This window comes from Paramicrobacterium chengjingii (assembly GCF_011751765.2).
In the GTDB taxonomy this organism is placed as follows: domain Bacteria; phylum Actinomycetota; class Actinomycetes; order Actinomycetales; family Microbacteriaceae; genus Paramicrobacterium; species Paramicrobacterium chengjingii.
This window is the reverse complement of record NZ_CP061169.1, coordinates 1,619,471-1,634,230: the sequence shown is the minus strand read 5'-3', so window position 1 is coordinate 1,634,230 and position 14,760 is coordinate 1,619,471. Positions and strand designations below refer to the sequence as shown.

13 protein-coding genes are annotated in these 14,760 nt (G+C 60.6%); 6 read left to right on the top strand and 7 right to left on the bottom strand.

Annotated elements, in window-relative coordinates; genetic code table 11:
- Window positions 1-21: 21 nt before the first annotated feature.
- The 6 genes from pgl to tkt are packed head-to-tail and all read right to left on the bottom strand — an operon-like array spanning window position 22 to window position 8,170.
- On the bottom strand, window positions 22-792 hold the full coding sequence (pgl, locus tag HCR76_RS07995) for a 6-phosphogluconolactonase (RefSeq protein WP_166989817.1): 771 nt from the start codon (window positions 790-792) through the stop codon (window positions 22-24).
- The gene (locus tag HCR76_RS07990; protein WP_166989815.1) at window positions 789-1,751 is read right to left on the bottom strand and encodes a glucose-6-phosphate dehydrogenase assembly protein OpcA; all 963 of its coding nucleotides are present in this window, start codon (window positions 1,749-1,751) and stop codon (window positions 789-791) included. The genes pgl and HCR76_RS07990 overlap by 4 nt, the downstream gene beginning before the upstream one ends.
- Window positions 1,748-3,292 (bottom strand): glucose-6-phosphate dehydrogenase, encoded by a 1,545-nt coding sequence (gene zwf / locus HCR76_RS07985; RefSeq protein WP_166989813.1) that lies wholly within the window; start codon window positions 3,290-3,292, stop codon window positions 1,748-1,750. The genes HCR76_RS07990 and zwf overlap by 4 nt, the downstream gene beginning before the upstream one ends.
- A gap of 45 nt (window positions 3,293-3,337) precedes the next feature.
- Window positions 3,338-4,948: a glucose-6-phosphate isomerase gene (locus HCR76_RS07980; RefSeq protein WP_166989811.1), complete on the bottom strand. Its 1,611-nt coding sequence runs from the start codon at window positions 4,946-4,948 to the stop codon at window positions 3,338-3,340.
- Window positions 4,945-6,054, bottom strand: a complete 1,110-nt coding sequence (gene tal / locus HCR76_RS07975) for a transaldolase (RefSeq protein WP_166989809.1) — start codon at window positions 6,052-6,054, stop codon at window positions 4,945-4,947. Before tal ends, HCR76_RS07980 begins: the two co-directional genes overlap by 4 nt.
- Before the next feature lie 22 nt (window positions 6,055-6,076).
- Window positions 6,077-8,170: a transketolase gene (tkt, locus tag HCR76_RS07970; protein WP_166989807.1), complete on the bottom strand. Its 2,094-nt coding sequence runs from the start codon at window positions 8,168-8,170 to the stop codon at window positions 6,077-6,079.
- Between the two features lie 270 nt (window positions 8,171-8,440).
- On the opposite strand from tkt, the gene HCR76_RS07965 reads away from it, so the two are divergent.
- Window positions 8,441-9,361: a heme o synthase gene (locus HCR76_RS07965; RefSeq protein WP_166989805.1), complete on the top strand. Its 921-nt coding sequence runs from the start codon at window positions 8,441-8,443 to the stop codon at window positions 9,359-9,361.
- Between the two features lie 60 nt (window positions 9,362-9,421).
- Here HCR76_RS07965 and HCR76_RS07960 read toward each other — a convergent pair whose 3' ends face one another.
- A complete protein-coding gene (locus HCR76_RS07960) occupies window positions 9,422-10,396 on the bottom strand; it encodes a COX15/CtaA family protein (RefSeq protein WP_235934052.1) in 975 nt (324 codons plus the stop codon).
- A 267-nt stretch (window positions 10,397-10,663) separates the two neighbouring features.
- Between HCR76_RS07960 and sufB the strand changes: the two genes are divergently transcribed.
- Genes sufB through HCR76_RS07935 form a run of 5 tightly spaced genes read left to right on the top strand, consistent with a single transcriptional unit; the run spans window position 10,664 to window position 14,723 of the window.
- Entirely contained in the window at window positions 10,664-12,082 is a 1,419-nt protein-coding gene (sufB, locus tag HCR76_RS07955) for a Fe-S cluster assembly protein SufB (RefSeq protein ID WP_166989803.1), read from the top strand.
- A 2-nt stretch (window positions 12,083-12,084) separates the two neighbouring features.
- The gene (sufD, locus tag HCR76_RS07950; protein ID WP_166989801.1) at window positions 12,085-13,293 is read left to right on the top strand and encodes a Fe-S cluster assembly protein SufD; all 1,209 of its coding nucleotides are present in this window, start codon (window positions 12,085-12,087) and stop codon (window positions 13,291-13,293) included.
- A gap of 1 nt (window position 13,294) precedes the next feature.
- The gene (locus tag HCR76_RS07945; RefSeq protein WP_166989799.1) at window positions 13,295-13,621 is read left to right on the top strand and encodes a non-heme iron oxygenase ferredoxin subunit; all 327 of its coding nucleotides are present in this window, start codon (window positions 13,295-13,297) and stop codon (window positions 13,619-13,621) included.
- A gap of 3 nt (window positions 13,622-13,624) precedes the next feature.
- Window positions 13,625-14,389, top strand: coding sequence for a Fe-S cluster assembly ATPase SufC (gene sufC, locus HCR76_RS07940; RefSeq protein ID WP_166989797.1), 765 nt, complete (start codon window positions 13,625-13,627; stop codon window positions 14,387-14,389).
- A 4-nt stretch (window positions 14,390-14,393) separates the two neighbouring features.
- Complete coding sequence (locus HCR76_RS07935) at window positions 14,394-14,723, top strand: metal-sulfur cluster assembly factor (protein WP_166989795.1); 330 nt, start codon at window positions 14,394-14,396, stop codon at window positions 14,721-14,723.
- The last annotated feature ends 37 nt before the right edge of the window (window positions 14,724-14,760 follow it).

The window sequence follows — 14,760 nt, the reverse complement described above, 5'->3', positions numbered from 1 at the left end:
TCAGGCGTTCGTGATGGCAGCTCAGTACGTCTGCGCGATCAAATTCTCGGGAACCTCGGCCGCAGCTTCTTTGTCGACGAAGAACACGGTGCGGCGACGTCCCTTGATGCCAGCAATCGGAACCTCCGAATACGATGCGCCTGCCAGTGCAAGGCCGAGTGACGACGCCTTTTCGGCACCGGCAATTTCTACCCAAATGCGCTGCGACGAGTTCAATGCCGGGCGCGTGAGCGTCAATCGGTCCGAAGGCGGCTTGGGCGATTCGGTGACAGGCAGGACAAACGCTGACTTCTCAAGTACTTGAGTGTGGTCGGGGAAAAGCGAGGCAGTGTGCCCGTCAGGGCCGACGCCAAGGAATGTGATATCAAACCGGGGGAGTGCGATGCTGCCTTCCGCATGCTCGGCCAGCTCAGCGGCATACGCCTCGGCTGCCGCGTCAAGATCAAGCCCCGAATCGGGTGCGGCCATCGGATGGATGTTGGATTCGGGCACGTCGATGTGATCAAGAAGAGCCGTGCGTGCCTTTGCGTCATTTCGATCAGCGTCACCAGACGGCACATATCGTTCGTCGCCCCACCAGAAGTGAACGCGTGCCCAGTCAACGGTGTCTCGCGCGGGGTTCGCATTGATCTGTGTGAGCACGTCGAGGGCAACACGGCCGCCCTCAAGAACGATGTTCACACGTTCCTGCTCGTCAAGGAGATCAACGACCTTTGTCAGAAACCGTGCTGCAATCGATGCTGCCAACGCAGATTTGTCGTTGTGAATCAGCACGCGCCGTTCGTTCGTCACTTGGCACCTTCCGCCGGCTCGGACTCCGCGCTGTCGAGCGCGTTGAGTCCTCTCATTATCACGTCACCGTACAGGACGTCAGGGTCAAGCCGACGCAACTCCTCTGCAAGACTGTCCCGGAGGTTACGTCGCGGCAGAGCAATATCTTGCACGGGCTGTCCCGGTATCGTCAGTGTCGCAATGTTCGATACGGGGCGCTCAAGCGAGAATGTTCCTGACGCGCGCGTCATCTCGACTCCGTGGATTCCTCCGACCCCACCGATATCGTGAGTGAGCTCGCACGTCACAGGAACCTGGAGCTGCAGTTGCAACCACGCAGCGAGTAGCGTCGTGGACGGCGAGTCAGCAGCGCCAGTCACGCGCACGGAGGTGATCGTCTCGTACGGCGGCTGATCGAGAACGGCCGCCAGTTGAGCGCGCCATAAAGTCAGCCGGGTCCACGCGAAGTCGGTGTCGCCTGGCCGATATGAGCGAGCAAGCTGCCTGAGCGCCTCGTGCGGATCGGCATGGGCCGAAGCATCCGTGATTCGCCTTTGGGCAATCTGACCGATAGGGGAAGCCGACACAACGTCCGGCGTCTCGCCGGGCCACCACGCGACGACGGGTGCGTCAGGCAAAAGCAGCGCGGTGACAAGACTGACTTTGTTGTCCGCGGCCTCGCCGAACGCACGCAGAATGATGACCTCGCTCGCACCGGCATCGCCACCGACCCGAATCTGGGCGTCAATGCGCGTTTCACCGTCAGACGATGCATCGGCGATGGAGATCACGATAACGCGCATAGGATGCTCTCGCGAGGCATCGTTCGCCGCTTCGATCGCTTCTTCTTCGTCACCGCGCGCTGCAATGATGATGAGCGTCAGCACCCGGCCGAGTGCAATGACGCCTCCTTCTTCGCGCAGCATGACGAGCCGTTTCGAGACCGCGCTCGTCGTCGTGTCAGGAATGTCGATGATCATGGACGCCTCCAGGTGCGGCTGTCGCGAGCGAGGAGCTCATCAGCGGATGTCGGACCCCATGTGCCGGGCTCATACTGGTCGATCGGGCCGCCTTGTTCTGCCCAGAACTCCTCAATGGGATCGAGGATCTTCCACGAGAGTTCTACCTCTTCATGTCGAGGGAAAAGGGGAGGATCGCCGAGCAGCACGTCAAGAATCAGCCGTTCATACGCCTCGGGGCTCGCCTCGGTGAACGCGTGCCCGTACCCGAAGTCCATCGTGACGTCGCGAACCTGCATGCCGGCTCCCGGAACTTTGGAACCGAAGCGAATGGTCACGCCTTCGTCAGGCTGCACCCGGATCACAAGGGCGTTCTCTCCGAGTTCGGCGGTCTGTGATTCCGCGAACAGGTATTGCGGTGCGCGTTTGAACACGACGGCGATCTCGGTGACACGGCGACCGAGTCGTTTTCCGGAACGCAGATAGAACGGTACTCCGGCCCAGCGTCGCGTGTTGATGTGAAGCTTCATGGCCGCGTACGTCTCGGTGGTCGAGTCCGGGTTCATGCCGTCTTCCTCGAGGAAGCCGCGAACCTTCTCGCCGCCTTGCCACCCGCCAGAGTACTGGCCGCGCGCCGTTCCCGTGCTGAGATCGGTCGGCAGCCGAACAGCCGCGAGAACCTTCTCTTTCTCGGCCCGTAGATCAGCTGCGTCGAATGAGCCCGGTTCTTCCATGGCTGTGAGTGCGAGAAGCTGCAAAAGGTGGTTCTGAATCACATCACGGGCCGCGCCGATGCCGTCATAATAGCCGGCTCGGCCGCCGACACCAATGTCCTCGGCCATCGTAATCTGCACGTGGTCGACAAAATTGGCGTTCCAGATCGGTTCGAAAAGCTGGTTGGCGAAACGGAGCGCCATGATGTTCTGCACCGTTTCCTTACCCAGGTAATGATCAATGCGAAACACTGAGTCAGCAGGAAACACCGACTCCACGACGTCGTTCAGCTCTCTCGCCGTCTCAAGGTTGCTTCCGAACGGCTTCTCAATGACGACGCGGCGCCATTGACCGTCCTTCTCCTCGGCTAGCCCGGACTGCTTCAGCTGCGATGTCACCTGTGGGAATGCCTTCGGCGGGATCGACAGGTAGAATGCATGGTTTCCCATAGTGCCCCGCGTGCGATCAAGCTCGACGATCGTCTCGCCAAGACGCGTAAACGCCGCATCGTCGCCGAACTCGCCCGAGACAAACCGAATCCCTTGAGCGAGCTGCTCCCACACCTCTTCTCGGAACGGTGTGCGCGCGTGATCCCGCACCGCATCGTGAACGACACGGGCGAAATCTTGGTCTTCCCAATCGCGTCGAGCGAACCCGACTAGGGCGAACCCCGGGGGGAGAAGGCCCCTGTTGGCCAGGTCGTAGACCGCAGGCATCAGCTTCTTGCGTGACAGATCGCCTGTCACGCCGAAGATAATCAGGCCGCTTGGGCCCGCGATGCGGTTGAGACGACGGTCGATGCTCAACCGAAGCGGATTGTGCTCTGGGGTGATCTCCACCGGGGACATTCGACTCCTAGGCAGCATCCTTCACTATGGATGCTGCGTCGTGTATTAGTTGATGGCCTCGAACAGAGCGAGGGTATCGTCTTGCGGGTTCGTCAGATTGAGCGACAGCACGGGGCGGCCATGGTCGCGCAACACACCGGCATCGCCCGCAGCCTGGGCTTCAATCAGCTGACCGAATGTGAACGGGCGTTCCGGTATTTCGAGGTCGACGGGCGCTGCCTGCGTGATCTGCAGGTATACACCTTGTGCGGGACCGCCTTTGTGGTATTGCCCCGTCGAGTGAAGAAACCTTGGCCCCCACCCAAACGTGACAGGGCGTCCAGCCCGAGCCGCGATCATGCTGCGCAGACCCTCGAGCTGAGGCAACTCAAGTCGGTCTACGTATGCTTGGAGCGATACGTAGCCGTCGTCGGGGAGTGCTGCGACGAGACGATCCACGGCCTCGCGAACCGTTGAGATACCGGTTACCAGGTCATCGTCTCCGCGAATCTCAATGCCGCCCTCGGCGAATGCGGGGTCCGCTGGCTCCGGGCGATCGTCAAGAAGACCGCGCGCCGCCACCTTCGCCGACTCGACGTCCGGCTGGTCAAAGGGATTGATGCCGAGAATGCGACCGGCGACGGCAACGGCGTACTCCCAGACGATCAGCTGTGCGCCAAGTGAACCGCTGACGAGGATCTCGCCCTCGTGCCGGTCGCGGGGAAACACGTGGAGCGCCTCGGCGTTCTCGACGAGCCGAACGATTTGAAGATCATCGGGACGACTTTCCAGCTCGGGCGCTAGCTTGTCGAGCACGACGGGAAGAATTCCCGTGCCTTCTTTTCCTGTGGATTCGGCAATCAGCTGCTCTGCCCAGTCGGCGAAGCCAACAATGTGCGTTCCGTCCGACACGATTCCCAGCTTGTCTCTGCGCGGAGAGGTCGCTGAGATCGCTGCGCCGAGAATGAGTCCAGGATTGCGCTCGTCATCAATTGACAGCTCGGCCAGCACTCTGTCGGCCTCGTCAAGCAGCGCTGAGATGTCGACGCCGGCCAGACCAGATGGCACAAGGCCGAAAGCGGTAAGAGCCGAATACCGTCCCCCGACGTTCGGGTCAGCGTTGAAGACAGCGAACCCGCCTTCGCGCGCCGAAACATCGAACGGTGAGCCAGGGTCAGTGACGATGATGATGCGCTCGCGCGGATCAATCCCTGCATCGTTAAATGCCTTCTCGAAGACCCGCCGCTGACTGTCCGTCTCGACGGTCGAGCCGGATTTCGACGACACCACGATTGCGGTGTTCTGCAGTCCGGCGTCAAGCGCAGCGCGCACCTGCCCCGGTGCTGTCGAGTCGAGCACGGTGAGGTCGACGCCGAAGGTGCGGGTGATCACCTCAGGAGCAAGCGACGAACCGCCCATTCCCGCCAGAACAATATGGTCCACGCCGACGGCCGCGAGTTTGTCGCGCAGCGCAGTGATCTCAGCAACGAGGGGGCGCGATACGGCAACGGCTTCGGTCCAACCGAGACGCTTTGCGGACTCTTCTTCGGCCGTCGGCCCCCAGAGTGTCGGGTTCTGCTCGGTAATGCCCGATGCGACGAGATCTTCGACAAGCGTGGGAACCACGGAACGGACGGCTTGTTCAGCCGCTCCGCTCACGTGGATCTCGAAACTCATCGGGATTCCTCCATCGCGCTCTTGACGTCATCAAGCAGCTCATTCCACGACACGATGAACTTCTCGACGCCTTCCTTTTCGAGCACGGCCGTGACGTCGTCGTACGACACTCCAACAGCGGCGACGGCGTCAAGAACACCGTTTGCCTCGTCGTAGCTACCCGTCACTGTGTCACCCGCAAGCACTCCGTGGTCGAACGTCGCCTCGAGCGTCTTCTCCGGCATCGTGTTGACAACTCCCTGTGCCACGAGTCCTGTCACGTAAAGGGTGTCGGGGAGCGAAGGATCCTTCACGCCGGTCGACGCCCACAGCGGACGCTGCGGGTTGGCTCCAGCCTCCCGCAGCGCTTTCGCGCGCTCAGAGCTGAATTCCTGCTCAAACACCTCGTACGCGAGCTGTGCGTTGGCGACGCCCGACTTGCCCTTGAGCGCGAGCGCCTCATCAGACCCAATCGCCTCGAGACGCTTGTCGATCTCGGTATCGACGCGAGAGACGAAGAACGAGGCGACCGAGTGGATCGTCGACAAGTCGATGCCTGCCTCCTTCGCCTGTTCAAGACCGGTCAGGTAGGCGTTGATGACCTCGCGGTGACGCGTCAGGCTGAAAATCAGTGTCACATTGACACTGATTCCTCGTGCCGTTGCCGCTGTGATCGCTTCGAGGCCTTCGACAGTCGCGGGAATCTTAATCAGTGCGTTGGGGCGCTGAACCTTCTCCCACAGCTCGACGGCCTGCGCGATCGTGCCCTGAGCGTCATGGGCAAGTCCAGGCTCGACCTCAATCGAGACCCGCCCATCGACACCGTTCGTCGCATCGAAGATCGGGCGAAACACGTTGGCCGCATCAGCGACGTCTTTCGTCGTCAGCTCCCTGACCACGCCATCGACGGTTTCCCCAGCAGCGGTGAGCTGGCCCACCTGAGTGGCATACCGATCGCCGTTCTTAATGGCGTTGGCGAAGATCGTCGGGTTCGTGGTGATCCCGACAACGTTTCGGTTCTCGATGAGATCGGTCAGATTGCCTGTCTCAATGCGCTCTCGCGAGAGGTCGTCGAGCCAGATGCTGACGCCGGCGGCTGAAAGTTGTGCAGTAGGTGTTTCAGTCATAATGATTTCTCCTCTGCCCGGCTCAGTGAGCGCCGAGCGTTTCCTTCGCGGCATTCACAACGGCTTCTGTCGTAATCCCGAACTCGCGGAACAGCGTCTTGTAGTCGGCTGATGCACCAAAGTGCTCGATCGAAACAGACCGGCCACGGTCGCCGACGATGCCGCGCCAGGTCAGGTCGAGGCCCGCCTCGACAGAGACCCGGGCCGTCACGGATGCCGGCAGAACTGACTCGCGGTATTCGGCGGACTGCTCGTCGAACCACTCAAGCGACGGGGCCGCCACAACACGCGCGTTGACGCCCTCGCTGCGCAGCTGTTCCCGAGCCTCAACGGCGAGTTGCACTTCAGAGCCCGTGGCGATCAAAATCACGTCGGGCGTGCCGTTCGGCGCTTCAGCAAGAATGTACGCACCCTTGACGACATTGGATGCTGCCGCGAGAGTGTCGCCCTGCGCGTCGCCGTCACCTCGGTCGAAGACAGGCAAGTTCTGGCGGGTCAGTGCGATGCCTGTCGGGCCATCGTGCCTCTTCAGAATCTCGAGCCAGGCGTATGCGACCTCGTTGGCGTCCGATGGGCGCACAACCGCAAGGTTCGGAATTGCACGCAGCGTCGACAGCTGCTCGATCGGCTGGTGAGTCGGGCCGTCTTCCCCGAGAGCGACGGAGTCATGAGTCCATACGAAGACACTCGGTATGTTCATGAGCGCGGCAAGTCGCACTGATGGTCGCTGGTAATCGCTGAAGATCAGGAAGGTTCCACCATATGCACGGGTTGGGCCGTGCAGCACGATCCCGTTGAGGATTGCTGCCATGGCATGCTCGCGGATGCCAAAGTGCAGAACTCGGCCGTACGGATTTCCCGCCCATGAGTCCGTGGAGTGCTCGGCCGGCACAAAGGATGCTGCCCCGTCGATCGTCGTGTTGTTCGAGCCAGCAAGGTCAGCTGACCCGCCCCAGAGCTCGGGGAGCTCAGCACCAAGCGCCGAGAGCACCTTGCCTGATGCGGCGCGCGTCGACACATCGGTTCCCGCGTCGAAGCGGGGGAGCGCGTCTTCGATTCCCGCGGGGAGATCGTGTTCGAGAAGGCGCTCGAGCAGCGCGTTGCGTTCAGCGTTCGCTGCCTTCCACTCGTCGAAAGACTTCTGCCATTCGGCGCGCTCTTGTGCACCCCTGTCAACCGCAGCACGCGTACGGGCGATGACCTCGTCTGAGACCGCGAAGGTCTTGTCTGGATCGAATCCCAGCTCTGACTTGACGCCGGCGAGCTCGTCCGCACCGAGTTTGGCCCCGTGGATTGCTCCGGTGTTCTGCTTGTTCGGCGCAGGCCACCCGATAATCGTCTTGAGTACGATCAGCGTCGGCTTGCCCGTCTCTGCCCGAGCCGCCTCAATCGAAGCGTTGAGCTCCTGAATATCTTCGACGTACTCGCCGGTCTTCTTCCAGTCAACCGTCAGAACCTGCCAGCCGTAAGCCTCGTAGCGAGCGGCCACGTCTTCGGTGAAGGCGATGTCTGTGTCATCTTCAATCGAGATCTGGTTGCTGTCGTAGATCGCGATGAGGTTGCCGAGCTGCTGGTGGCCGGCGAGCGATGACGCTTCGCTCGTAATGCCCTCCTGCAGGTCTCCATCACTCGCGATGACGTACACAAAGTGGTCGAAGGGGCTTCTGCCCGCTTCGGCATCCGGGTCGAAGAGGCCACGCTCGTAGCGTGACGCGTAAGCGAAGCCGACGGCGGAGGAGAGGCCCTGACCGAGCGGACCCGTGGTGATCTCGACGCCCTTGGTGTGGCCGTATTCAGGATGCCCCGGAGTCAACGACCCCCAGGTACGAAGCGCCTTCAGGTCATCAAGCTCGAGGCCGTCGCCAGCGAAGTAGAGCTGAATGTACTGCGTGAGCGAGCTGTGCCCCGCAGACAAGATGAAACGATCACGGCCGAGCCACTTGTCGTCATTCGGATCCCGGCGCATGACCTTTTGGAAGAGAAGGTAAGCGGCGGGCGCGAGGCTCATCGCCGTTCCGGGGTGGCCGTTACCGACCTTCTCAACAGCATCCGCGGCGAGAACGCGAGCGGTGTCAACTGCCTTGTCGTCAATGGAATCCCATTGCAGAGCTGCCACGTTGTTTGACCCTTCTGTCTGTTCGTCCGGGCCTGACGGCCCGCCGAAGCGTATACACGCACATTTGGCTACTTTGGCACGTCGCGGTTCCGCCATCCTGATGTGCTGCTGTTGGCGGACTCCGCGAAGGTAGGCGAGCAACCCCAGTATAGAGACAGCTGACCATGCATGCGCACATCTATGACAACGCGCGAAGCGTCCCCGTTGTTCCGTCGTTCACTCCCATGCGCGATGACCTAGAATCGATTGATACCCAGTAGTCGAGGAGCAATGGACGTCACCATCCCCACCCCTGTTGAAGCGCGCCCGATCGGTTTTCGCCGCAAGGCGGCCGCATACATCTCACTGACCAAGCCTCGTGTGATGGAGCTGCTTCTCGTCACGACGGTTCCCGTGATGATCCTCGCCTACGGGGGCATCCCCAACCTCTGGCTCGTCGCCGCGACAGTGATCGGCGGCGCCATGAGCGCGGGTTCCGCCGGTGCTTTCAACTGCTACATCGACCGCGACATCGACCGCCATATGAAGCGCACCGAGAACCGGCCGCTGGTAACCGGGGAGCTCTCGCCACGTGAAGCGCTGGTCTTCTCATGGACGCTCGCCGTGCTGTCGACCGTCTGGCTTGCCGTGACGACGAACCTTCTCGCTGCAGGCCTCTCTGTTCTCGCTATTTTCTTCTATGTCTGCGTCTATACGCTGTGGCTGAAGCGCCGCACTGAGCAGAACATCATCTGGGGCGGTATTGCCGGATGCTTCCCTGTGCTCATCGGCTGGTCGAGTGTCACGGCATCCCTCGACTGGGAGGCGTGGATTCTGTTCGCCGTGGTCTTCCTCTGGACGCCACCGCACTACTGGCCACTGTCGATGAAGTACCGCTCCGACTACAAAGAGGTCGGTGTGCCGATGCTTGCCGTTGTGAGAGGGCGAGCCGTCGTCGGCCTGCAGACGATTCTCTACGCATGGGCGACTGTTGCGTGCTCACTTTTGCTTGTGCCTCTCGCTCCTATGGGCATCACCTACACCGCAATCGCGCTTGTTGCCGGCGGTTGGTTCATTTTCGAGACTCACCGTTTGTACAACCTCGCAATCCGCAACGAAGAGGCGTCGCCAATGCGCGTTTTCCACGGGTCAATCACGTATCTGTCGCTTCTTTTCCTTGCCGTCGGGATCGATCCGCTGCTGCCGTTCTGATCCAGCACTGAACAGGGGCTTCCCTCAGCACACAAGCTGATGGAGGCCCTGTTCAGTGAGCTACTGCGCCGTGCGGTCTGCCACGGGTCGCTTCAAGAAGAAGAGAACGGCAGCCATCAGCGCGGCGAGCACGCACGCGAGCACCATGTGACTTCCGACGAGCACTCCGGGCAGCCCGAGTCGGGACTGCGCAACGCCAACGAGAATCTGCGCGCCTTGCACCACGACGAGCCATGACAGCCAGACACGAGGTGAAGTGATCCCTCGCATCCACGCGGCGACGAACAAGACGAGCGTGAGCGCCAACATCACGTAGGCCGGCCATGAGTGCACATGTTGCATCACTTCGGTCGGCAGATCGTTGCGCGCGGCCCCTTGGTCGCCGGCGTGGGGGCCCGATCCCGTTGTCAGGATGCCGATAATGACGGAGACCGCGACGAAAAACGATGCCACGTGGGCGAGACGGGCGAACCAAACGGGAACCACCCTTTCACGGGGTCCCGTCGTGGTATACACCCGCATCACAAGCAGAGCCCCCAGCACGACGAGCACGACACTCAGAACGAAGTGGAGCCCGACAACGTAGGGGTTGAGTCCGGAAAGTACAGTGAGACCGCCGATTCCTGCCTGAAAGAGAACACTGCACGCGGGAATCAAGGCGAGCACGAAAAGGTCTTTGCGATCCCTGCGGTACTTGATCACGCAGAGCAGCACGAAGATGGCGATCGCCTGCAGCACGAAGAAGAGCGTGCGGTTACCAAACTCGATGACGCCGTGAATTCCCATTTCAGGTGACGTGATAAATGATTCGGCCGTGCACTTGGGCCATGTTGGGCACCCCAGACCGGATGCTGTCAGGCGCACCGCGCCTCCAGTTCCGACGAGCACGGCTTGAAAAATGACGTTCAGCCACACCGCCACCCTCACGCGCTTGTCGTCAACGCTGTTCGGCAGCCACGTCCAGAAACGCGCCACCACGTTTCTGCTCGTCGAGTCAGGGCTCGCGGCCCGATGTTCTGATGTCACACGGCTCACTGCGGGATCCTTCGCTCATACATGTCGGGGACACCCCGGCTTCGTGTCGTCTGTGTACCTCACATTTTCGCCGACACAACCTGTAGAATTGCATTGTTCAAGTAATCAACCCGAAATCTGGCCGTGCCCGGCGCAGAATCGATTGCCTACGAACAATTGTAGGTTCACGCCGACGCGGACCACATTTCCTCGCATTCAGCTTTCACGAATGCGCAGGTCAAGCCGTGAACAGAGATCCTGTTTCTTAGCGGTTCAAGAGAGGTAGATATGTCAGATGTTCTGATCGACCGCCCTGAACTCGAAAACCTTGGTGTTTACGAGTTCGGCTGGAGCGATTCGGACGCCGCTGGTGCTTCGGCCCGTCGAGGTCTGAACACCGAAGTCGTCTCCAATATCTCGGGGCTCAAGAGCGAACCCGAATGGATGCTGAAACGCCGCCTCAAGGCACTCAAACTCTTTGAGCGCAAGCCGATGCCGTCGTGGGGCGCCGACCTCTCAGAGATCGACTTCGAGAACATCAAGTACTTCGTCCGTTCTACGGAGAAGCAGGCTACCTCGTGGGAGGATCTCCCCGACGACATCAAGAACACGTACGAGCGTCTCGGAATCCCCGAGGCTGAGCGCTCACGACTCGTCGCCGGCGTGGCCGCCCAGTACGAGTCCGAAGTCGTGTATCACCAGATTCGCGAAGATCTCGAGCAGCAGGGTGTCATCTTCATGGACACCGACACGGCTCTGCGCGAGCACCCGGAGTTCTTCGAGGAGTACTACGGAACGGTCATTCCCTCCGGCGACAACAAATTCGCCGCGCTCAATACTGCAGTGTGGTCTGGTGGTTCGTTCGTCTATGTGCCGCCCGGCGTGCATGTCGACATTCCGCTCCAGGCATACTTCCGCATCAACACGGAGAACATGGGGCAGTTCGAGCGCACTCTGATCATCGCGGACGAAGGCAGTTACGTTCATTACATCGAGGGCTGCACCGCGCCGATCTACAAGAGTGATTCGCTGCACTCCGCCGTTGTTGAGATCATTGTGAAGAAGAACGCTCGCGTTCGCTACACGACGATTCAGAACTGGTCGAACAACGTGTACAACCTCGTCACCAAGCGCGCTATTGCCGAAGAAGGCGCCACGATGGAATGGGTCGACGGAAACATCGGCTCCAAAGTGACGATGAAATATCCTTCGATCTACCTCACGGGTGAGCACGCAAAGGGCGAGACTCTCTCTGTTGCTTTCGCCGGTCCAGGTCAGCACCAGGATGCTGGTGCCAAGATGATCCACATGGCGCCGTACACGCAGTCGTCGATCACGTCCAAGTCGATCGCACGCGGCGGGGGCCGTGCGGGATATCGCGGCGAAGTTCGTGTTGACCCCTCTGCGCACCACTCATCAAACTCCGTGGTGTGCGACGCTCTGCTCGTCGACACGATCTCCCGATCCGACACCTATCCTGCTATCGATATTCGCGTCGACGATGTTCAGCTCGGACACGAGGCAACGGTCTCGAAGGTCAGCGAAGAGCAGCTGTTCTACCTCATGAGCCGCGGGCTCGAGGAGACAGAGGCAATGGCTATGATCGTGCGCGGCTTCATCGAGCCGATCGCGCGCGAACTTCCCATGGAGTACGCGCTCGAGCTCAACAAACTCATTGAAATGGGCATGGAAGGATCCGTCGGCTAACAATGACTGTCACAGATACCACAGCGACACCGGCAACGCCACGCCAGCACGGATTCAAAGAGCACACAGACGGAGGATGGGGCCTCGTTCCCCTGCAAACCCGCTCTGAGAGGTTCCGGTCGACAAACGTCGACGATTTCGCCGCGCTCACAGGGCGCGAGGCCGAATGGCGATACACACCCGTTGACCGTCTCACCTCGCTCAGCGAGGGAGAGCTCGACGGTGCCCCGTACACCGTTGCCACATCAGACACCGATGGCGTGACAGCCGAGTGGGTCGGCATGGACGACGCTCGAGTCGGCAGCGCAGCTCTTCCGGAGGATCGCCCGTCGGCTAATGCATGGTCGACAACCGAGAAGGCATACGCCATCACCATCTCGGGCGAAGAGGACAAGACAGTAACTGTCGAGCGCTCGTCGCTCGGAGGCGCCGCTCGCGGTGCACACACCGTGATCACCGCCGAGCCGAACAGCCAGGCGCTGCTGATTCTCAAGAACGCCGGCAGTGCACTTCTCACTGAAAACGTCGAGATCGTCGTCGGCGAAGGTGCCCGTCTGACAGTAGTCAGCGTTCAATGGTGGGATGACGAGGCAGTTCACCTCGCGTCTCACTTTGCCCGCATCGGCCGCGACGCCACACTCAAGCACGTGCTCGTCACACTGGGCGGAAGCCTCGTGCGGGTAAACCCGTCGCTTCATCTCGCCGAGCAGGGGTCGAACGTGGAGTCACTCGGTCTGTACTTTGCTGACGCAGGGCAGCACCTCGAGCACCAGGTTTACGTCAATCACGACGCACCTCACTCTCGCAGCCGTGTCACATACAAGGGTGCGTTGCAGGGCGAGGGAGCACACACGGTGTGGATTGGCGATGTTCTGATCGGCCCGGATGCCACCGGAACGGACAGCTACGAGCAGAACCGCAACCTCGTTCTCACCGACGGCACACGCGCTGATTCCGTGCCCAACCTCGAGATCGAGACCGGCGATATCGCCGGCGCCGGTCACGCGAGCGCTACCGGACGCTTTGACGACGAGCAGCTGTTCTACCTCCAGGCACGAGGGATCACCGAAGAAGAGGCTCGTCGCCTCGTCGTGCGAGGGTTCCTCACCGAGATCATTCAGCAGATCGGCAATGCCGAGTTGCAAGAGAGCCTCGAGCGCGCTGTCGAAGAGGAGCTAGCCTCGACAAAGCTCACGGAGGACGCACACTAACGTGACATCCGTCAAAGCTTGCGAACTTAGCGAACTGACCGTCGACCAGGCAAAGCGTTGCGTGCTCGATGGAGTCCCTGTTGCTGTCGTGCTCGACTCATCGGGCGACGTACACGCCATAGGTGACACCTGCACTCACGGTGATATCTCACTGTCTGAGGGGTTCGTCGAAGACGGCACCCTCGAATGCTGGGCGCACGGTTCTCAGTTCTCACTCACCACGGGAAAGCCGCTCTCCCTTCCGGCTTACGAACCCGTCCCGGTGTATTCCGTCGACATCGTCGATGGCTCCATCTTCATTGACCCGACCGTAACGAAAGAGATTTAGCCCATGTCTGTCATCGAGATTCGCGACCTGCACGTCAGCGTCGAAACCGACCAGGGAACCAAGCCCATCCTCAAGGGCGTCAACCTCACGATCAACACTGGCGAAACACACGCCATCATGGGCCCGAACGGTTCTGGCAAGTCAACGCTTGCCTACACGATCGCCGGGCATCCGAAATACACGGTTGATTCCGGAAGCATCACGCTCGACGGCGAAGATGTGCTCAGTATGACCGTCGACGAACGGGCTCGTGCGGGGCTCTTTCTCGCCATGCAGTACCCGGTCGAGATCCCGGGAGTCACAGTTACCAACTTCCTTCGCACTGCGAAGACCGCGATCGATGGCGAAGCGCCGGGCATCCGTGGGTGGATGAAAGACGTCAAGGGCGCCATGGAGAACCTGCGCATGGACTCGAGCTTTGCGGCACGCAATGTCAACGAGGGTTTCTCCGGCGGTGAGAAGAAGCGCAATGAGATTCTTCAGCTCGAACTGCTCAAGCCCACGTTCGCCGTTCTCGACGAAACGGACTCCGGACTTGACGTGGATGCGCTGCGCGTTGTCTCTGAGGGCGTGAACCGTGCTAAGGAGAACACCGGACTCGGGGTTCTGCTGATTACTCACTACACACGCATTCTCCGGTACATCAAGCCGGACTTCGTGCACGTGTTTGTGAACGGACGCGTTGCCGAAGAGGGCGGCCCTGAACTGGCCGATCGTCTTGAGGAAGAGGGCTACGATCGCTTCCTCACTGAAACAGCCGTATCATAACGGTATGGTCACAACGCTCAGCCCTGAGAAATTCGACGAGGTCGAAGAGGCTCTGAAGGACGTCATGGACCCCGAGCTCGGGGTCAACATCGTCGACCTCGGACTCATCTACGACCTCAGCTGGGATGATGAGACAGACGCGCTGATCATCCACATGACGCTGACAAGCGCGGGGTGCCCGCTCACGGATGTTATCGAGCAGCAGACTGCCGAATCACTCGAGAGCGTCGTGGAGCAATTCCGCATCAATTGGGTGTGGATGCCGCCATGGGGCCCCGAGCGCATTACAGACGATGGTCGAGACATGATGCGCGCTCTCGGCTTCGCCATCTGAACGCTTCACGACGTCATGGCTCGGCTCCTCAACCGGA